Below are 19402 nucleotides of genomic sequence, written 5' to 3' on the forward strand. Positions count from 1 at the left end.
TCGCCGCCACACCAGTTAGGAGCTAGAGGAACGCCGAATGGCCAGCCTCAAGGAAATGCGCAATCGGATCGGAAGCGTGAAGTCCACGCAGAAGATCACGAAAGCCCTGAACATGGTCGCGGCGGCCAAGCTGAAGCGTGCCCAGGACCAGGCCGAGAGCGCCCGTCCCTATGCGCAGAAGATGGCCTCGGTGATCGCCAATCTGGCGGCCGGCGTGTCGGGTGACGACGCGCCCAGGCTGCTGGCCGGCACTGGCGCCGAGCAGAAGCACCTGATCGTCGTCGCCACCGGTGACAAGGGTCTGGCCGGCGGGTTCAACTCGAACGTCATCCGGGCCGCGCGCGAGCGCATCAACACCCTGATCAAGGGCGGCAAGGATGTGCGCATCATCGCCGTTGGCAAGAAGTCGCGGGACGGTCTGGCCCGTCTGTACGGTGACCGGCTGGTCCGCACCTTCGAGATGAGCGAGCACAAGACCATCGGCCTGCCCGCCGCCGAGCCCATCGCCGAACTGATCGCCGAAGAGTTCGAGGCCGGACGCGCCGACGTGGTGACCCTGTTCTACAGCCGCTTCCAGTCGGTCATCAGCCAGGTGCCGACGCCGAAGAAGCTGATCCCGGCCGAGGTTGCCGGGGATGCGCCGCCGGTCAATCTGAACGGTGCCGTCTATGAGTATGAGCCGTCCGAGGAGGAAATCCTCGAGACGCTTCTGCCGCGCAACATCACCACCCAGATCCTGGCCGCGCTCTACGAAAACCAGGCCAGCTTCTTCGGGGCCCAGATGGGCGCCATGGACAACGCCACCCGCAACGCCGGCGACCTGATCAACAGCCTGACCCTGCAGTACAACCGCAAGCGCCAGGCCCAGATCACCACCGAACTGATCGAGATCATCGCGGGCGCGGAAGCCCTCTGATCCGCCCCTGAACGCCCCTTCCGACACGGACCGACCCATGACCGACACCACCGCCCCCAAGAAGCCCGCCGCCAAGAAGGCCCCTGCTGCGAAGAAGCCGGCCGCCCCGCGCGCCGCTGCCGCAGCGGCCGCTCCGAAGACCACCGTCGCCACCGCCTCGGGCAAGATCGCCCAGGTCATCGGCGCCGTCGTCGACGTGGAGTTCGACGGCCCCCTGCCGGCCATTCTGAACGCGCTGGAAACCGGAAACGTTGACCAGAAGACGGGCGAGCCCTTCACCCTCGTCCTGGAAGTCGCCCAGCACCTGGGTGAGAACATGGTCCGCACCATCGCCATGGACACCACCGAGGGTCTGACCCGCGGTCAGCCGGTCACCGACACCGGCCAGTCCATCCTGGCGCCGGTCGGTCCGGGCACGCTCGGCCGCATCATGAACGTGGTCGGCGCGCCGATCGACGAACAGGGCCCGATCCAGACCACCATGTATCGCCCGATCCACCGCGAGGCCCCCAGCTTCGAGGATCAGTCGACCAGCTCGGAAATCCTGGTCACGGGCATCAAGGTCATCGACCTGATGTGCCCCTACACCAAGGGCGGAAAGATCGGCCTGTTCGGCGGCGCCGGCGTCGGCAAGACCGTGACCATGCAGGAGCTGATCAACAACATCGCCAAGGCGTACGGCGGTTATTCGGTTCTGGCCGGCGTGGGTGAGCGCACCCGCGAAGGCAACGACCTGTACCACGAGATGATCGAGTCGAACGTGAACGTCGACCCGACCAAGAACGGCGGCTCGACCGAAGGCTCCAAATGCGCCCTCGTCTATGGCCAGATGAACGAGCCCCCCGGCGCCCGTGCCCGCGTCGCCCTGACCGGTCTGGCGCAGGCCGAGTACTTCCGCGACGAGGAAGGCAAGGACGTGCTGCTGTTCGTCGATAACATCTTCCGCTTCACCCAGGCCGGTTCGGAAGTGTCCGCCCTGCTGGGCCGTATCCCGTCGGCCGTGGGCTATCAGCCGACGCTGGCCACCGAGATGGGCAATCTGCAGGAGCGCATCACCTCGACCAAGAAGGGCTCGATCACCTCGGTGCAGGCCATCTATGTGCCCGCCGACGACCTGACCGACCCGGCCCCCGCCACCTCCTTCGCCCACCTGGACGCCACCACCGTGCTGTCGCGCGACATCGCCGCCCAGGCCATCTTCCCGGCCGTGGACCCGCTGGATTCGACCAGCCGGATCATGGACCCGCTGGTGATCGGCGAGGAGCACTATCAGGTCGCCCGGTCTGTTCAGGAAGTCCTGCAGCAGTACAAGGCCCTGAAGGACATCATCGCCATCCTGGGCATGGACGAGCTGTCGGAAGAGGACAAGCTGATCGTGTCGCGCGCCCGCAAGATCCAGCGCTTCCTGTCGCAGCCCTTCTTCGTGGCCGAACAGTTCACCGGCTCGCCCGGCAAGTTCGTGGCGCTGGAAGACACCATCCGCAGCTTCAAGGGCATCGTCGCCGGTGAATACGACCACCTGCCCGAAGCCGCCTTCTACATGGTCGGCACCATCGAGGAAGCCGTCGAGAAGGCCCAGAAGCTGGCCGCGGAAGCGGCGTGATGCGTATCGGGGCGAGCGTCATTGCAGCGCTCGTCCTGACCTGCGCCGCACCCGTCGCGGCGCAGGACCCGGATCTGCTGCGCCAGGCCGGTGTTGATGCGCGGGATCAGGTGCTGGCCAACATGACGCTGTTCCAGTGCGGAGGTGAACCCTGCGCAGCGGCAACAGCCGAAGAGATGGCCTCTCCGCCTCTCAGCGACGATGAGGCGGGTCGGGTTGCAGGCATAGCCCTGATGAGCGCCCTGGCTGAACATTGCGGACTGGACTGGAGCGGCCAAAGCTTCATGCCGATGATGCGTGAATGGCGGATGCAGCCCGGCGGCTCAAACCGGAAGTATGCCCTGATCGGCGGGGTCCATGGATTCGTCCAAGCCGAGGCACTCGACGCCTTCCGGGCCAACGGCGAATGTGATGAACAGACACGGGCGGCGGTTCAGGCCACGCTCGATGACAGCAGAGACTGACAAATGGCCTCCAAACTCTCCTTCTCTCTCGTATCCCCGGAACGCGAGGTCTTTTCGGGCCTGGTGGATCAGGTGGATGCGCCCGGTGTCGAGGGTGACTTCGGCGTGCTGGCCGATCACGCGCCTTTCATGACGGCCCTGCGCGAAGGCGTGGTCACCGTGATGGACGGCAGCAGCCGGCGGCAATTCCTGGTCGAGGGGGGGTTCGCCGATGTCACCCCCGCCGGCCTGACCATTCTGGCCGAACGCGCCACGGAAGTGGCCGCGGTCTGATCGCCCGGACATTGTGATTGCCAGGCGGCGGCTTCCTCGGGAGCCGCCGTTTTTGGGTCAGACGTCGACGAATCGCGCGAACTCTGCGCAAACCTGATCATAGACGCCGCGCTTGAACGGCACGATCAGAGCGGGGGCTTCGGCCAGGTCGGCCCAGCGCCAGGCGTCGAACTCCTGTTCGCCATGGGCCATGAGGTCGACCTCTTCGTCCTGCCCCGTGAACCGCCAAGCGAACCACATCTGCTTCTGGCCGAGGTTGCCGCGTCGCTTGAGCGGGCCATTCAGGATATCGGGCGGGAAGTCATAGGTCAGCCAGTCGGGAGTCTGTCCCAGAAGCTCGACTGAACGGATACCGGTTTCCTCGAACAGTTCACGCCGGGCGGCGGCCTCCAGATCCTCGCCCGCATCGACGCCCCCTTGCGGGAACTGCCAGTTCCAGGGGTCTGGCGTGCCGATCCGGCGGCCCAGCCAGACGCGGCCGTCGGCATTGAAGACGACGACGCCGACATTGGGACGATAGAGGGACAGGTCGCGGTCACGCACAGGGCCTAGCGCCCCGGGCGGCGGGTCATGGCGCTGGCGGGGGCCAGTTGCAGGCCGCGGGCGTCCAGTCCGGCGGCCCAGCGGGCCACGGCCTCGACCGTCACCGGATAGCTGAAGCCGGTGCCGAGCGCGTCGCCGCGCTGTTTGGCCATGGCCTCGATCGCATTCAACTGGCCCATGATGGCGACCGGGGTCTGGGTCTCGTCGATCACGCGGTCGGCCGTTGCGCGCGACCAGGCACCGGGGCGGCGGCGGGCCTGCCCATCGTCGATGAAGGCCAGACCGTGGGTGCGCAGCGTGCCCAGCATGGCCCCGAAGGCCGCATCCGAGGTCATGAAGCGGTCGCCCAGATAGTTGGTCACCCCGAAATAGCCCGTCGCACGGCCCAGCAGCCAGGGCAGTTTGCTGCCGACGTCCTCGGCCCCTCCGTCCGCCAGAAGGGTGTAGGGGCCGGGGTCATTGTCGGGATAGCCGGTCGGCTCCATCGGGATCTCGATCATCACCTCATGGCCGTGCGCGCGGGCCAGATCAATCCAGGCCTGCAGGTCGTCGGCATAGGGGACGAAGCTGAGGGTGATCTCCGGCGGCAGGCGTTCGATGGCGGCACGCGTCGTTGTGGCATTCAGTCCCAGACCGCCGACGATCAGGGCCACGCGCGGCTTGCCGTTCGGGCGGAACGGACGGGCATAGGCCTCAGCCGGGGTACGGCCGTCGGTGGCGATGATCGGCAAGGGACCGGCGGGACCCGGGCGGCTCAGCCCTTCGATCGGCGCGCGCGGCAGGGGGCTGGTCGCGGCGATGCGCGGTGCCGTGATCCCCTCTCCCGACCCTGACACACTGGCTCCGTCGGGCAGGGTTATGACCGCCTCGGTCCCGAAGGCCTCCGGATCGGCGCCGAGGGTCAGCCAAGCATCCTCGACCCCCATGGAAAAGGCTTCCATACCGGTCGGAACCCGTTCGGTCACAGCCTCGCGTTTCAGATCGACCCGGGCCGACGGCAGGCCTGCACGCGGATCGCCCAGTACGGCAATGAACAGTCCGGCGCTGAGCAGCACCAGCAGACCGGCCGAGGCCACGGCCACCGGAGGCTTGCGGAAGAAGGCCACGATCCGCTGGCGCACGGCCCGCAGGTCGAGGCGAGGCGGCGGAGACCCGGCCCGGGCGGCAAGACGCGACTGGCGTTTGGCGAAACTGGACTCGGACATGCGGACCCGGACGACATCACGGCCCGGCCGCCCATGCGGTTCAGGCCATTTGGCCGCAGAATGCCCGGTGCCGGTTAAGAAACCCTAACGCCGGATTCACCATGATCCCGAGGCATGCCCGCCCCTACTCCGGATCGCGACGGCTTGCCAGCTGGGTCGGCTGCGTGCCCGGCGGCGTGACAACAATCCCCTCGGGCGCGGCGGCCAGCTGGTCGAGACGACCGCCCGCGCGCAGCACGTCAAAGGCCCGTTCCAGCTGATAGTCCTTGTCCGCAGGATAGTCTTCGCCCGGCGCCTCGAACGGCACGTGGGGGCCCTTGCGTTCGGCCCCGATCGAGGCGTCCAGCGCCGTGGCATAGGCGGCTTCGGAATAGATGAAGTTCGACCGCGCCACGATGCCGGCCTCGGCGAACGACCGCGAGACCTCCAGGTCCGGCTCGATGCCGATCTTCTGGATCGAGGAACCGGAGGGTGTGTAATAGCGCGCCGTGGTGATCGACAGGGCCCCGTCCTCGCCCCCGCGCAGCGGGATGACGGTCTGCACCGACCCCTTGCCGAAGCTGGTCAGGCCAACGACGGTGGCGCGTTGGTGATCCTGAAGGGCGCCGGCCACGATTTCCGAGGCCGAGGCCGAGCCGTAGTTGACCAGCACGACGATGGGCAGGCCCCTGGCCAGGTCGCCCGGGCGGGCCGAATAGCGTTCGATCTGATCGGGCTTGCGACCGCGCTGGCTGACGATTTCGCCACGTTCGAGGAAAGCGTCCGAGACGGCGATCGCCGCCGACAGCAGACCGCCGCCATTGTTGCGCAGGTCGACCACATAGCCCTTGATGCCCGGGTTCTCGGACTGCAGCCGGGCCATGACCTCGTTCAGTTCGCGGCCCGTGTTCTCATTGAAGGTCGAGATGCGGACATAGCCGAACTCGCCCTCGACCCGGCCGGTGACCGACTCGATCTTGATGATCTCGCGCGTCAGGGTGACTTCCAGAGCGTCCGCCCCATCCCGCAGGAAGGTCACCCGCACCTCGGTACCCGCCGCGCCCCGCAGCTTTTCCGAGACCTGCGAGACTGACAGGCCCGCCGCCGTCGACCCGTCAATGACCGAGATGACGTCGCCGGCCTGGACCCCGGCGCGGTCCGCGGGACCGCCGTCCATCGGAGAGATGACCTTCACAAATCCGCCCTCGGCCGAGATGGTCAGGCCGACGCCGGAATACTGCCCCTCGGTCCGCTCGCGCAGTTCGCCGAAGCCGGCAGGCGCCAGATAGCTGGAGTGCGGGTCGAGCGCGGTCATCATGCCGCTGAGCGACGCCTCGATCAGCTTGCGGTCATCGACCGGCACCACATAGGCCTGCTTCACCACGGCGAGCACATCGCCGAACAGCTCCAGCATGCGGAAGGTCTCATTGTTGCGGACGCTCTGCTGGGCCATGGCTGCGGCCCCCGCTCCGAGCGCCAGGGCCGCACATCCGACAAGCAACAGTCTACGCATACGGTGTCATTCCTTGTGGCCGAACCCCGGCCCGGGCGTGGAGTCGCCCCCACAGATCCATCGATGGCCTTATCAAATAGTGGAACCCGGGACCAAATCGAGGCGAAACCCCAGCCACGGTATAAATTCTGTGTCAGCGCCTCGTGACCCGCGATCCTCAGTCCAGCCAGGGCGAGGGATCGACGGCCACCTCCTCGCGGCGAAGCTCCAGAAGGACGGGCAGGGTGTCTCCTCCCTGCCCCAGTCTCTGGCCAGCCCTGACCCGGTCCCCGGTGCCGATGTCGAGCGTGCCCAGCCCCGACAGAACGACCCGCCAGCCCGGTCCGGCATCCAGGATGACCACCTGGCCCCAGCCGTCCAGCGGTCCGGCGTGGATGACCTCGGCTTCCAAGGGCGCGAGCACGGCCTGGCCCCCCGCCCGCCATTGCCAGCCGGACGAGCCCTTGCCGAACCGCGCCGTAGGGGGGCCCTCGACCGGCGCCAGCAGGGTGTCGCGCCCATTGGGCAGTCTGAGGGCGGGCGTCTCGCTGACGGGGACCTCCGGCACCGGGACCGCCCAGGCGCGCAGACGGGCTTCCAGCGCCTCGGCCTCGCGGCGGGCCCGCCGGGCCTCGGCCCGCAGGGTGGCGCGCCGGGCGCGGTCCGCGACCAGCCGTGACTGCAGCGTGGCCTGACGATCCCCCGTCTGGCTCTCGCTGACGAACAGCCGTTCGCTTTGCAGGGCGATGGCGCGACGCTCGGCAACCACGGCGGCGCGGCGGCGATCCGCCTGCTCGACCCGCTCCGTCAGGGGCACGACCAGCGCCTTCATCAGCACCGCCGCGCGGACCGTATCGACGGCCTCCCGCGTCGGCACGACCAGCGGGGGCGGCGGATGCCGCGTCAGGGTCTGCAACGCCCCCAGCACCCGCGTGAGCGGCCCCTTGGCCAGGGCCAGGTCCTCGAGCGCGCGGGCTTCCTGGCGACCGGCGGCATCCAGCTGACGACGCTGCAGCAGGACGGTTTCGTCACCGGCGGCGGGCTGACGCTCCAGGCTGGCCTCGGTGGCGGCGATCCGGCGATCCAGCGCTGCCACATCCGCCTCGATCCGCCGGGTCCGGATCACGGCGTCCCGATAGCGGGCCTGAACCTCGGCGACCGCCTCCGGATCGGGGCGTGCCCCGGACTGGCCCGACACCGGCCCGACCATGCCGAACATCAGGGCAAGCATGAGCAGGACCCGCCGCATCCGCCTCAGTCCCGGTGATAGGGCGTGCCCGCCAGAAGCGTGGTGGCGCGATAGATCTGTTCGGCCAGCATGGCGCGCGCCAGGGCATGGGGCCAGGTCTGGGGACCAAAGGCAAGCGTCAGCGAGGCCGCATCGCGGACCATCTCGTCCAGCCCGTCCGCCCCGCCGATCAAAAAGGCCAGATGACGCTCGCCGCCATCCCGGATGTCGCGGATCAGGTCGGCAAAAGCGCGCGAGGAAAAGGTCTTGCCGCGCTCGTCACAGGCGATCAGACGCGCGCCCGTGGTGGCGGCCAACAGGGCGACGCCTTCCGGGCCCGGACCGGTCTTTTTCGGCTCGACATCAATCAGCTCACAGGGGCCCAGACCGATCCCGCGTCCTGTGCGACCGGCGCGCAGGGCATAGTCGTTGGCGAGGTCCGCTTCGGGTCCCCGCCCCGCCCGACCGATGGCAACGATCGACAGCTTCACGACGCGGGTCCCCCGTCAGACAGGCCTAGTTGCGGGCCGTCCGGTGGGCCGAGTCCACGGCCCAGATCTTCTCGATGTTGTAGAAGGTCCGCACTTCGGGTCGGAACAGGTGAACGATCACGTCCCCGGCGTCGATCAGCACCCAGTCACAGTGGGGCAGACCCTCGACCTTGACGCGGCCGAGGCCGTGGTCCTTGAGCGTGCGCAGCAGGTGATCGGCCAGCGCGCTGACATGGCGGTGCGAGCGGCCGGATGCCACGATCATGGTATCGGACATCGGGCTTTTGCCCTTGAGGTCGATCAGGACGATGTCCTGGGCCTTGTCCTCGTCCAGCTTGGCCAGCAGGGCGGTTTCGAGCGGGGTGCTTCCGGTCGGAAGCTCGGCGGATCGGGCGTCAGCACTGTCCGGGCCGTCGGAATCGGCGTGCGGGGTGTCGTCAGCATGCGCATCGTGCGCGGGCGAGGGGGTCAGCGGAATACTCCAGTCGATGACAGATCAGCCACGACCCTAGCACATCCCCGCCGGGCGGTCACGGTCGCCGGGACGCGGCTTCGGCGCGCAGGGCCGTCGAGGACGCCCGGTTGAGCGGTGCCGTCAGATAGACCCAGGCCGGGGCCTGTCGATCCGCCAGGGTCAGGGCCTCATGCGCCTGGATACGGTATCGGCGATACCGCAGGGCGGCCGGGGCCGACCGGCTTTCCAGCAGACTGCCCGGGCGGGCCACCACGGCCATGGGCATCAGCGACAACAGGTCCGTCCAGCCCCGCCAGCGATGGAAGCCGGCCAGATTGTCCGACCCCATCAACCAGACGAATTTCACCCCCGGATAGCGGGCGGTCAGGGCCCTCAGCGTATCGATCGTCCGGGTCGTGCCGACCCGCGACTCGAAATCGGAAATGACCATGTGCCGGGCGCCGTCGGCCCGGTCGGCCCACTGCCGGGCCGAGGCCATGCGCTCGGCAAGCGGCGCGGTCTCGGCCTCGGACTTCAGCGGATTCTGGGGCGACACCAGCCAGATGACCCGGTCCAGACCCAGCCGCCGCAGCGCCGTCTCGGCCACATGGGCATGGCCGTCATGGGCCGGATTGAAGGAGCCGCCGAACAGACCGACACGCATGCCCGGATACAGCAGCAGCCCGTCGTTCAGCCCGCCGGGGCGGGGCCCGGAGGTCCGGGGGGCAGGACCGGCATGAAAGAAGCGCAAGGACAGGTCTCGGCGGGGCTTATGCTCACGCGTGCCCTAACACCCCCGCCCCCGCTTGTCTCGATTTAATGACGCAACCTCACGGCCGCGCGTGCCCCTTGCCGCGGACGACATATTTGAAGCTGGTCAGCTGCTCGGCGCCGACCGGGCCGCGGGCGTGCAGACGATCGGTGGAGATACCGATCTCGCCGCCGAAGCCGAACTCGCCCCCGTCGGCATATTGGGTCGAGGCATTGGCCAGCACGATGCCGGCGTCAGCCTCGGACAGGAAGCGTTCTATCACCGCCTCGTCGGACGCGACGATCGCCTCGGTATGGCCCGAACCATAGCGCGCGATGTGCTCCAGCGCTCCCCCCACCCCGTCGACCAGTTTCACCGCGAGGATGGCGGCCAGATACTCCTTCGGCCAGTCGGCCTCGGTGACCTCGGTCGCGTCGGGGATGATCTTGCGCGCCTCCGGATCGGCACGCAGTTCGCAGCCGGAGGCCTTCAGGGCCTCGGCGATGCCAGGCAGCAGTCGTTCGGCCCCGGCCTTGTCGACCAGCAGGGTTTCCGCCGCGCCGCAGACCGACACGCGGCGCATCTTGGCGTTCAGCACGACCTCACGCGCCATGTCCGGATCGGCGCTGGCGTCGACATAGACGTGATTGACGCCCTCCAGATGGCCCAGCACGGCAACGCGCGCTTCGGTCTGGACGCGCTCGACCAGCGACCGGCCGCCACGCGGGATCAGCAGGTCGATGGATCCGTCCAGTCCTGTCAGGATATGGCCGACCGCCGCGCGGTCCCGCGTGGTGACGATCTGCACGCAATCAGGGCTGAGGCCAGCCTGTTCCAGACCTTCGGCGAGCGCCCCGTGAATGGCCAGATTCGAGCGCAGACACTCCGAGCCGCCGCGCAGGATCACGGCATTGCCGGCCCGCAGGGCCAGGGCCGCCGCGTCAGCGGTCACATTGGGGCGGCTCTCATAGATGATGGCCAGCACCCCGATGGGCGTCCGCACCCGGGCGATGTCCAGCCCGTTGTCCGGCGTCCAGCGGGCGGTTTCCACGCCGACCGGGTCGGGAATGGCGGCAATCTTTTCGAGCGCAGCGATGACGCCGTCCAGCCGCCTTTCGTCGAGCGCCAGTCGATCCATCATGGCCGAGGCCATACCCTTGGCCTTGGCCGCCTCGAGGTCGGCGGCATTGGCGGCCAGCACCCCGGCCGAGCGGGCCTTGAGCGCCTTGGCCATGCCGTCGATGGCGCGGGTGCGTATCTCGGGCGAGGCGAGGCCCAGCTCGCGGGCAGCGGCGCGGGCCTTTCGGCCCAGGGTCAGCATCTCGGCCTCGAGGGTGTATTCGGGGGATGTGTCGGGTGCGATCTCCGCAGTCGGGGTCATGGTCATTCCCTTAAGGTCGGGCCGTGTCCGTCAGTTTCAACCCCCGAGGGGTGGTTCGGCCAGCGTCAGCGCAAGGCCAGGTCGTCGGCGTGGATCACCACCGGGCCACCGGCATAGCCGAGCGCCGCCTTGATCTCGGGGGAGCGCAGGCCGGCGATAGCCGTGACGTCGGCCGCGTCATAGCGGACCAGCCCGCGGGCGACCTCGGCCCCCGCCTCGTCCAGCACCTCGACCGGATCGCCCTTCCCGAAGCTGCCGTTGGCGGTCACGACCCCGGCGGCCAGCAGGGATTTGCCCCGTCTGAGAGCCTTCCGGCAGCCGGCATCGATGACGATCTGGCCGCGCGTGGCCAGCGACCCCCCGATCCACTGCTTGTAGGCCGCGCGAACGGTGGTGGAGGGCGCGATCAGGGTGCATCGGCGGCCTTCCTCGATATGCTGGGCCCCGCGCTTCTTCGAGCGGCCGGCGGCGATCAGGGTGGCGCAACCCGCCTCGCCCGCGATACGGGCCGCCATCAGCTTGGTCGCCATGCCACCGGTCCCGACGCCGGCCGCCGCATTGGCTCCGGTCGCCATGGCCTCGATCTCGGGGGTCAGGGTCTCGATATAGGGGATGTGCCGTGCGTCCGGATTCTGGCGCGGATCGGCGGTATAGACCCCGTCCACGTCGGACAGCAGGATCAGCAGATCGGCACTGATCAACTGGGCCACGCGGGCCGCCAGTCGGTCGTTGTCGCCATAGCGGATCTGGTCGGTGACGATGGTGTCGTTCTCGTTGACGATCGGTACCGCGCCCATGTCCAGCAGGGCGCTCACCGTCGCCCGGGCATTGAGCCAGCGACGCCGAACCTCGGTGTCATCGCGCGTCAGCAGGATCTGGGCGGTGACGATGTCATAGGGATCGAACACCGACTCCCAAGCGTACATCAGCATGGATTGCCCGGCCGCAGCCGAGGCCTGCTTCTTTTCCAGCCCACCGCCCCGCGCCCGCGAGCCCAGTCGACGACGCCCCAGTGCCACTGCCCCCGATGACACCACCAGCACCTGCTTGCCTTGTTCGCGCCAGTCGGCGATGTCGCCGGCAATGCCCTTCAGGCGGACCATGTCGACGGTATTGGTCTTGCGGTCGACCAGCAGGGCAGAGCCGATCTTCAGGACAATACGGTTGGCGGCGGCAATCGTCCTGGCGGCCTGGAGGGGCCGTTTGCGGGTCAAGGCGTCCATTCCTCCGTCGTGGGCGGCGCCGCGTCGTCCGACAGGGCGTCTTCGTCCTCGATCTCGCCGCGCGTCCGGCGGACCTCGGCCCAGGCCGCGCGCAGCAGTTCAGGAACGCCTTCACCCGACACGCCCGACACAAGGAACGGGGGCCTGCCGAGAACGGCCGCGAGTTCAGCCGATTTCTCGGCGCGCAGCTCGGGCGACAGAGCGTCGATCTTGTTCAGGGCCACCAGTTCGGTCTTGTCCGCCAGACCCTCGCCATAGGCCTCCAGCTCGGCGCGGATGGTGCGGTATGCGCCCGCCACATCGTCCTGGGTGCCGTCGATCAGGTGGATCAGGCTGGCGGACCGCTCGACGTGGCCGAGAAACCGTGTACCCAGACCTGCCCCCTCGCTGGCGCCCTCGATCAGGCCCGGGATGTCGGCAATCACGAACCGCTCGCTGGGGCTGAGGTCGACCACCCCCAGATTGGGGGTCAGGGTCGTGAACGGATAGTCGGCGATCTTGGGCCGGGCGGCCGAGGCGGCGGCGAGGAAGGTCGACTTGCCGGCATTGGGCAGGCCCGCCAGACCGATATCGGCGATCAGCTTCAGCCGCAGCCAGATCCAGCGTTCACCACCCTCCTGACCCGGATTGGCGTGGCGCGGGGCCTGATTGACCGGACCCTTGAAGCGCACATTGCCCCAGCCGCCGTTGCCGCCGCGCAGCAGCCTTTCGCGCATGCCTACCCGGTCCAGATCGAGAAGGACCGTCTCCTTGTCCTCGTCCAGCACCTGGGTGCCGACGGGGACCTTGAGCACCACATCCTCGCCCTTGCCGCCGTGCATTTGGCGGCCCTGACCGTGGTGACCGGTCTGGGCCTTGAAATGCTGCTGGTAGCGATAGTCGATCAGGGTGTTCAGCCCCTCGACCGCCTCGATCCAGACGTCGCCACCGCGCCCGCCGTCGCCGCCGTCAGGGCCCCCGTTGGGGATGAATTTCTCGCGCCGGAACGAGACGGAGCCCGCCCCGCCGTTGCCCGAGCGAATATAGATCTTGGCCTGATCGAGGAACTTCATGACGGGCTTATGCCGCACCTGCGAGCAGATTTACAGGCGGGTTTGACAAGACTGACCCGGCCCCGGATCATATTGACCATGGGTCTGCACGAAACATTGGCCGTCTGGTCGGATCGCGAGCCCACGCTCGACGAGGAACTGCGGGCGCTCAGCGACGAGGATGCCCCCGAGATGGCCAATCTGCCGCCGGACTGGACCGGCGTTCTCGCGACCCTGTTCATATCGACCGCCATGGGCCAGCACGGCCCCCGCGTGAAGGTCTACATCAAGACCGGGCGCGGCCAGCCCAGCGCCTCGATCTCTATCGGCCCCAACCCGCGCATACTGGCCAGTAGTCTGGACGAGCGCGACCTGAACCGCATTGCGCCCAAGGCTATCGAATGGGTGGCTCTGAACCACGAGGCCCTGACCACCTTCTGGTTCGAGGGTGAGGGCCTGGCGATCGCCGACGTCGCCAACTTCGCCAGGTCCCTGAAGCGCGTCTAGGCGCCTACTTCTCCCACACGCCGTAGGGGTCGGACCATTCCATGCCCATGGCCTCGGCCACGGCGGGATAGGTGATCTGGCCGCCCAGCACATTCAGACCACGGGCCAGGTGCGGGTCCTTCTTGAGAGCATCCAGACCGTGGTCAGCCAGCGCCAGGCCGAACGGCAGGGTGGCGTTGTTCAGGGCTTCCGAGGACGTGCGCGGCGCGGCACCCGGCATATTGGCGACGCAATAGTGAACCACGCCGTCAATCTCATAGGTCGGGTCTTCGTGGGTGGTCGGCTTCGATGTCTCGAAACAGCCGCCCTGGTCGATGGCCACATCCACCAGCACCGAGCCGTTCTTCATCTGCTTCAGGTGTTCGCGCTTGACCAGTTTGGGCGCCGCCGCCCCGTGCACCAGCACCGCGCCGATCACCACATCGGCCTTGATGATTTCCTCCTCGATGGCGTTGATCGAGGAGTAGCGGGTGATGACCCGGCCGTCGGTCAGTTCGTCAATCTCGCGCATGCGCGGGATGGAGCGCTCCAGCACCACGACCTCGGCCCCCAGACCCAGCGCCATGCGGGCCGCGTTGAAGCCGACCACGCCGCCTCCCAGCACCGCGACGCGGGCCGGGGCCACACCGGGCACGCCACAGAACAACAGGCCCATGCCGCCGTTGTGCTTCAGCAGGGTCTCGGCCGCCGAGAAGACGGCGATCCGGCCGGCCACTTCCGACATCGGCGCCAGCAGTGGCAGCCCGCCATTGCGGTCCGTCACCGTCTCATAGGCGATGGCCGCGCATTTCGAGGCCAGCAGCCCCTTGGTCTGTTCGGGATCGGGCGCCAGGTGCAGATAGGTGTAGAGGATCTGGTCCTCGCGGAGCATTTCCCACTCGACCTTCTGCGGCTCCTTGACCTTCACGATCATGTCGCTGTCGGCAAAGACGGTTTTGGCGTCCGGGGCGATCTTCGCGCCCGCCAGCTTGTATTCGGCATCGGTAAAGCCCGCGCCTTCTCCCGCTCCGGTCTGGACCAGCACCGTATGGCCATGGGCCACATATTCGCGCACCGCCGTCGGCGTGAGGCCGATGCGGTGTTCGTTCTTCTTGATTTCCTGGGGGACACCGACGCGCATGACCGTTTCCTCTGGATGGCAGGTGGGCCGTTCCGGCCCGGTTCGGCGCGCAATCTAGCGGGCACGGCGGCGCAGGTTCCTGTTCATTTTGCTGTGTGAACGGCGTAAAGTCACAGAATCTTGCGAGGAGCCATCCGTTGAAGACTGTTTCTGCCGTCACTCTCGACGCTATCGATCGCAGGATGCTGCGCGCCCTTCAGGAGAACGGGCGGATCTCAAACGCCGATCTGGCCCGCACGGTGAACCTGTCCGAGAGCGCCTGCCTCAGGCGGCTGCGGGCGCTCGAGACCGAGGGCGTCATCAGTCGCTATGCCGCCATCATCAACGAGCGCGCCGTAGGCCTGCCGATCAGTGTGTTCGTCACGGTCACCCTGTCGTCCCAGGCCGAAAGCGCCCTTACCGCCTTCGAGACGGCGGTCGCCACTGTGCCCGAGGTGGTCGAATGCTATCTGATGACCGGGGTCTCGGACTATCTGCTCCGGCTGGTGGTGCGCGACGTCGATGACCTTGAGCGAATCCACTCGCACGAGCTGACCCGCATCCCGGGCGTCACCCGCGTCTCGTCCAGTGTCGCCATGCGCACCGTGGTCAAGCGGGGCGCGCTGCCGGTCTGACCGGTCAGACGTACATGCCTTCGCGCAGATTGATACCGTGCTCGACCCAGGCCTTGAGCGCGGCCAGCATCTGGCTCCAGCCCTGACAATTGCCGAAGGCCGCCTTCAGCCCCGTCGGGGTCTCACGCCAGCCGCTTTCCTCGATACTGACCAGGGTGCGCCCGTCCTCAAGGGGTTCGAAGGTGAAGACCACAGTCGTCATATAGGCCTGACCCGCAGAGGTGCTGCCATCCTCGGGTGGCCCATCGTTGGCCTCCCAGCGAATGACGATCCGACGATTGGACTCCACTTCGACGACCTCGACCGGGAAGGCGCCCGGGAAGTCGGCGAAATCCCACTGCACCGTCTTGCCGGTCTCCAGCCGCCCGACGGCTCCGCCGGTGGTGAAATATTTCGACAGCCGCGCCGGATCGGCCACCGCCTCGAACACCTCTTCGACCGGGCGCGCGATGCGTGCCGACACCTTGAACTTCAGCTCCATGACATCCTCCCGCGCCTTGTCTGGGCTCATTAATGTTATAATCTTATAACATGTCAAGCGAGGCGAATCAGGACCGGGTGTTTCGCGCCCTGGCGTCGGACACGCGGCGTCAGCTGCTCGACCGGCTGAAGGATGCGCCGCTGACCACCGGGGCGCTGTGCGAGGCGCTGGCCCCGCTGGACCGCTGCACGGTCATGCAGCATCTCAAGGTGCTGGAGGCCGCCGATCTGGTGATGGTGGAACGTCGCGGGCGCGAGCGCTGGAACCACCTCAACCCCCTGCCGATCAAGGCCGTCCACGACCGCTGGATCGGCGACTATGCCCGCCGGGCCGTGGGCTTTCTGGCCGAGGTGAAGACGGAGCTCGAGACCTAGCCCAACTTCAGCGTCAGGGTCTTGATGTCCAGATAGTCGTCGATGCCGTGGGTCGAGCCCTCGCGGCCATAACCGGACTGTTTGACGCCGCCGAACGGGGCGACCGGGGTCGACATGAGGCCGGTGTTGATGCCGCACATGCCCGCCTCGATCCGCCGGCCGATGCGGATGGCCCGGTCGAGGTCGCGCGTGAACAGATAGGAGGCCAGCCCCAGGTCGCTGTCATTGGCCTTGCCGACCACCTCTTCCTCGCTGTCGAAGGCGAACACCGGCACCAGCGGGCCAAAGGTCTCCTCCTCGCGGAACAGGGTGTCGTCGCCGCCGAAGGTCACGGTCGGCGTGAAGAACCGCCCGCCCAGATCCTGGCGCGCGCCGCCGGTCAGCACCTCTCCGCCTGCCGCCTTCACCTTGCGGACATGCTCCTCGACCTTGTCGACACCCTTGTCCTCGATCAGGGGGCCGACCTTGACCCCCTCGTCAAAGGCGTTGCCGACCTTGAGCTTTGACACCTCGGCGGCCAGCCGCTCGGCATAGTCCCGGGCCACGGATCGCTCTACATAGATGCGGTTCGGGCAGACACAGGTCTGGCCGGAGTTTCTGAATTTGCCCTTGATGGTCTCGGCCACGGCCTGATCCAGATCGGCGTCGGCGAACACGATCAGCGGCGCGGCACCGCCCAGCTCCATCGACACGCGTTTCAGGGTCGGGGCGCACTGTTCGGCCAGCTTGCGGCCCACGGGCGTGGAACCAGTGAAGCTGAGCTTGCGGATCACCGGCGAGGCGGTCAGCACCCCGCCGATGGTGGCGGCATCCCCCGTCACCAGATTGAGCACGCCATCGGGCAGCCCCGCCTGATGCGCCAGTTCAACGAGGGCAATGGCGGTAAACGGCGTCTGGCTGGCCGGCTTGACCACGGCGGTACAGCCGGCGGCAAAGGCAGGGCCGAGCTTGCGCGTCAGCATGGCCGCCGGGAAGTTCCACGGTGTGATGAGGGCGCAGGGGCCGACCGCCTTGCGAAAGGTCAGAATGACATGGCCCAGCGGGCTGTCCTGGGTCTCGCCCAGCATGCGCTCGGCTTCGCCCGCGAACCATTTGAGGAAGCCGTTGGCATAGGCGACCTCGCCCTTCGCCTCCTCCAGCGGCTTGCCGTTCTCCAGCGCCATCAGTCCGGCGAGGCCCTCGGCATTGTCGTCGATCAGCCTTGCCCACTCGCGCAGAAAGGCCGCCCGCTCGTCCGGGCGCTTGCCGGACCAGTCCGCAAACGCGCGGTCGGCGGCGGCGATAGCCTGTTCGGTCTCCGCCTCGCCCAGATCGGGGATGGTGCCGATGACGTCCCCTGTCGCCGGATCGTCCACGTCGATGGTCGCGCCCGTTCCCTTGACCGGTTTGCCGTCGATGAAGGCGTGCTCGTGGAGCAGTTTCAGACCGGCATCGCGGGCGGGATGGGACATGGTCAAACCTTTCGCTCGGGGGGAGGGAGACGCGCGGAAGAACGCCTCAGTCGCCGATGGTATCCAGATCGCGGCCCTTCGTCTCGGGTAACCAGATCAGGCTGACGATCACCGCGATCAGGGTGAAGGCCACCGAATACCACAGGCCGAAATAGATATTCCCCGACCAGGCCACCAGGGCGAAACTGGCCGCCGGCAACAGGCCCCCGATCCACCCCGTCCCGATGTGATAAGGCAGGCTCATGGCCGTATAGCGCACCCGCGTGGGGAACAGCTCGACCAGGGCCGCGGCCTGCGGGCCATAAAGGGCCGTCGCCGCCACGATGAAGATCATCAGGATGCCGATCACCATGGGCATGTTGATCCGCTCGGGATCGGCCCGGGCGGGATAACCCGCCTCGACAAGCGCCGCCTTCACCCGCGTCTCGACATCGGCGCGGGCGGCCGTCAGGGCCTCGCCCTCCAGACCGCGTCCCTCGACCGAGGGAATGATGACATCGCCGATCCGCACCTGGGCCAGGGTGCCCGCCGCGGCGGCCCGATTGTCATAGCTGACCCCCGCGTTCGACAGCACCGACTTGGCCAGATCGCAGGAGCTTGCAAAGGCCGTCTTGCCGACCGGGTCGAACTGGATGGCACAGTCGGCGGGATCGGCGATCACGGTCACGGGGGCCGTGGCCTGGGCCTCGGCCAGGGCCGGATTGGCGGCCCGCGTCAGGGCATGGAAGCCGGGGAAGAAGGCGACCAGCGCCAGGATCATGCCGAACAGCATGACGGGCTTTCTCCCGATCCGGTCCGAGAGCCAGCCGAAGAAGACATAGAGAACCGCCGAGGCCAGGGTGATGGTCAGCAGGATCTGGTCGACCGTGCCCACCTCGACCTTCAGCACCCGCTCCATGAAGAAGCGGCTGTAGAAATAGCCGCAGTACCAGACCGCCCCCTGGGCGATCATGATGCCGAACAGGGCCAGCAGCACGAACCTCCCGTTCTTCCAGGTGCCGAAGGCCTCGCGGTAGGGCGCTCGCCGCTCACCCCCCTCGGCCTCCATCCGCTTGAACGCCGGACTCTCGTTCAGCTTCAGCCGGATCCACAGCGAGATCACCAGAAGGAAGAAGGACAGCAGGAAGGGAATCCGCCAGCCCCAGTCATTGAACGCCTCAACCCCCACGATCATGCGGGTCAGGATGATGACACCCAACGCCCCGATCAGGCCAAAGGCCGCGGTCGTCTGGATCCAGCCAGTCAGATAGCCGCGCTTCTCGTTCGGGGCGTGCTCAGCCACGAAGATGGCGGCACCGCCATACTCGCCCCCCAGCGCAAACCCCTGGGCGATCCGCAGGACCAGCAGCAGCAGGGGCGCGGCGATGCCGATCTGGTCGTATGTAGGCAGAAGGCCGATGGCGACGGTCGCCACCCCCATCAGGGTGATGGTCACGAGAAAGGTGGTCTTGCGCCCGGTCCGGTCACCGAACCAGCCGAACACCAGCGCGCCCAGCGGCCGGACGACAAATCCCACCCCGAACAGCAGCAGCGTCAGGATATAGGCCGTGGCCTCGCCCACATTGGCGTAGAATTTATTGGCGATGACTGCCGTCAGCGAGGCGAAGATGAAGAAGTCGTACCATTCGAACGCGGTGCCCGCGGCCGACGCGGTTACCACGGTTCGAAGACCCGGGCCCTGCTCCGCCCCGGATTCCACGGTCGTCTGGTCGGCCCCCATGCCGTCCTCCCCCTGATGTGCCGGGCCTTCTGGCGAGGCCCTCCCTCTATGGCCATGCTTACCGGGGTTGATGCGATCCGCAAGCACCCGGCCATCCGGCG

The 19402-nt window shown here is 67.6% G+C and carries 21 protein-coding genes; 7 read left to right on the forward strand and 14 right to left on the reverse strand.

Annotated features, from left to right (window positions below; genetic code table 11):
- Positions 1-37 precede the first annotated feature (37 nt).
- The 4 genes from IBJ06_RS11045 to IBJ06_RS11060 are packed head-to-tail and all read left to right on the forward strand — an operon-like array spanning position 38 to position 3256.
- Positions 38-916 (forward strand): F0F1 ATP synthase subunit gamma, encoded by an 879-nt coding sequence (locus tag IBJ06_RS11045; protein ID WP_292160263.1) that lies wholly within the window; start codon positions 38-40, stop codon positions 914-916.
- A gap of 37 nt (positions 917-953) precedes the next feature.
- Positions 954-2519 carry a F0F1 ATP synthase subunit beta gene (atpD, locus tag IBJ06_RS11050; RefSeq protein ID WP_292160265.1) on the forward strand — a complete coding sequence of 522 codons (1566 nt, stop codon included), beginning with the start codon at positions 954-956 and terminating at the stop codon, positions 2517-2519.
- Positions 2519-2983, forward strand: a complete 465-nt coding sequence (locus tag IBJ06_RS11055; protein ID WP_292160267.1) for a hypothetical protein — start codon at positions 2519-2521, stop codon at positions 2981-2983. The genes atpD and IBJ06_RS11055 overlap by 1 nt, the downstream gene beginning before the upstream one ends.
- A gap of 3 nt (positions 2984-2986) precedes the next feature.
- Positions 2987-3256, forward strand: a complete 270-nt coding sequence (locus IBJ06_RS11060; RefSeq protein WP_292160269.1) for an ATP synthase F1 subunit epsilon — start codon at positions 2987-2989, stop codon at positions 3254-3256.
- Between the two features lie 57 nt (positions 3257-3313).
- On the opposite strand, the gene IBJ06_RS11065 is transcribed toward IBJ06_RS11060, so the two are convergent.
- The 10 genes from IBJ06_RS11065 to obgE all read right to left on the reverse strand — a co-directional run bounded on the left by IBJ06_RS11065 (position 3314) and on the right by obgE (position 13055).
- Positions 3314-3799, reverse strand: coding sequence for an RNA pyrophosphohydrolase (locus IBJ06_RS11065; RefSeq protein ID WP_292160272.1), 486 nt, complete (start codon positions 3797-3799; stop codon positions 3314-3316).
- Between the two features lie 5 nt (positions 3800-3804).
- The gene (locus IBJ06_RS11070) at positions 3805-5004 is read right to left on the reverse strand and encodes a divergent polysaccharide deacetylase family protein (RefSeq protein ID WP_292160273.1); all 1200 of its coding nucleotides are present in this window, start codon (positions 5002-5004) and stop codon (positions 3805-3807) included.
- Between the two features lie 124 nt (positions 5005-5128).
- The gene (locus tag IBJ06_RS11075; RefSeq protein WP_292160274.1) at positions 5129-6496 is read right to left on the reverse strand and encodes a S41 family peptidase; all 1368 of its coding nucleotides are present in this window, start codon (positions 6494-6496) and stop codon (positions 5129-5131) included.
- Positions 6497-6653: 157 nt separating this feature from the next.
- Positions 6654-7724 (reverse strand): peptidoglycan DD-metalloendopeptidase family protein, encoded by a 1071-nt coding sequence (locus tag IBJ06_RS11080; RefSeq protein ID WP_292160275.1) that lies wholly within the window; start codon positions 7722-7724, stop codon positions 6654-6656.
- Between the two features lie 5 nt (positions 7725-7729).
- Complete coding sequence (gene rlmH, locus IBJ06_RS11085; protein WP_292160276.1) at positions 7730-8194, reverse strand: 23S rRNA (pseudouridine(1915)-N(3))-methyltransferase RlmH; 465 nt, start codon at positions 8192-8194, stop codon at positions 7730-7732.
- A 25-nt stretch (positions 8195-8219) separates the two neighbouring features.
- Positions 8220-8666, reverse strand: coding sequence for a ribosome silencing factor (rsfS, locus tag IBJ06_RS11090; RefSeq protein WP_292160762.1), 447 nt, complete (start codon positions 8664-8666; stop codon positions 8220-8222).
- Between the two features lie 58 nt (positions 8667-8724).
- The gene (locus IBJ06_RS11095) at positions 8725-9399 is read right to left on the reverse strand and encodes a nicotinate-nucleotide adenylyltransferase (RefSeq protein WP_292160277.1); all 675 of its coding nucleotides are present in this window, start codon (positions 9397-9399) and stop codon (positions 8725-8727) included.
- 79 nt (positions 9400-9478) lie between these two features.
- Positions 9479-10780, reverse strand: a complete 1302-nt coding sequence (locus IBJ06_RS11100) for a glutamate-5-semialdehyde dehydrogenase (RefSeq protein ID WP_292160280.1) — start codon at positions 10778-10780, stop codon at positions 9479-9481.
- A gap of 65 nt (positions 10781-10845) precedes the next feature.
- On the reverse strand, positions 10846-11994 hold the full coding sequence (proB, locus tag IBJ06_RS11105; RefSeq protein WP_292160283.1) for a glutamate 5-kinase: 1149 nt from the start codon (positions 11992-11994) through the stop codon (positions 10846-10848).
- The gene (gene obgE / locus IBJ06_RS11110) at positions 11991-13055 is read right to left on the reverse strand and encodes a GTPase ObgE (RefSeq protein ID WP_292160285.1); all 1065 of its coding nucleotides are present in this window, start codon (positions 13053-13055) and stop codon (positions 11991-11993) included. Before obgE ends, proB begins: the two co-directional genes overlap by 4 nt.
- Positions 13056-13133: 78 nt before the next feature.
- On the opposite strand from obgE, the gene IBJ06_RS11115 reads away from it, so the two are divergent.
- Entirely contained in the window at positions 13134-13541 is a 408-nt protein-coding gene (locus IBJ06_RS11115) for a hypothetical protein (protein ID WP_292160288.1), read from the forward strand.
- Positions 13542-13545: 4 nt separating this feature from the next.
- Here the strand turns inward: IBJ06_RS11115 and ald are convergent, their stop codons facing one another.
- The gene (gene ald, locus IBJ06_RS11120; protein ID WP_292160290.1) at positions 13546-14661 is read right to left on the reverse strand and encodes an alanine dehydrogenase; all 1116 of its coding nucleotides are present in this window, start codon (positions 14659-14661) and stop codon (positions 13546-13548) included.
- 137 nt (positions 14662-14798) lie between these two features.
- Between ald and IBJ06_RS11125 the strand changes: the two genes are divergently transcribed.
- A complete protein-coding gene (locus IBJ06_RS11125) occupies positions 14799-15275 on the forward strand; it encodes an Lrp/AsnC family transcriptional regulator (protein ID WP_292160292.1) in 477 nt (158 codons plus the stop codon).
- Positions 15276-15279: 4 nt separating this feature from the next.
- Here IBJ06_RS11125 and IBJ06_RS11130 read toward each other — a convergent pair whose 3' ends face one another.
- On the reverse strand, positions 15280-15786 hold the full coding sequence (locus tag IBJ06_RS11130) for an SRPBCC family protein (RefSeq protein ID WP_292160294.1): 507 nt from the start codon (positions 15784-15786) through the stop codon (positions 15280-15282).
- Positions 15787-15806: 20 nt separating this feature from the next.
- On the opposite strand from IBJ06_RS11130, the gene IBJ06_RS11135 reads away from it, so the two are divergent.
- Positions 15807-16130 carry a metalloregulator ArsR/SmtB family transcription factor gene (locus IBJ06_RS11135; protein ID WP_292160296.1) on the forward strand — a complete coding sequence of 108 codons (324 nt, stop codon included), beginning with the start codon at positions 15807-15809 and terminating at the stop codon, positions 16128-16130.
- Here the strand turns inward: IBJ06_RS11135 and IBJ06_RS11140 are convergent.
- Together IBJ06_RS11140 and IBJ06_RS11145 are read right to left on the reverse strand one after the other, a co-directional pair.
- Positions 16127-17581: an NAD-dependent succinate-semialdehyde dehydrogenase gene (locus IBJ06_RS11140; RefSeq protein ID WP_292160298.1), complete on the reverse strand. Its 1455-nt coding sequence runs from the start codon at positions 17579-17581 to the stop codon at positions 16127-16129. The genes IBJ06_RS11135 and IBJ06_RS11140 overlap by 4 nt on opposite strands.
- A 46-nt stretch (positions 17582-17627) precedes the next feature.
- Positions 17628-19301 carry an MFS transporter gene (locus IBJ06_RS11145; protein ID WP_292160299.1) on the reverse strand — a complete coding sequence of 558 codons (1674 nt, stop codon included), beginning with the start codon at positions 19299-19301 and terminating at the stop codon, positions 17628-17630.
- Positions 19302-19402 lie beyond the last annotated feature (101 nt).

It is taken from the genome of Brevundimonas sp. (genome assembly GCF_016742135.1).
Lineage (GTDB): Bacteria > Pseudomonadota > Alphaproteobacteria > Caulobacterales > Caulobacteraceae > Brevundimonas.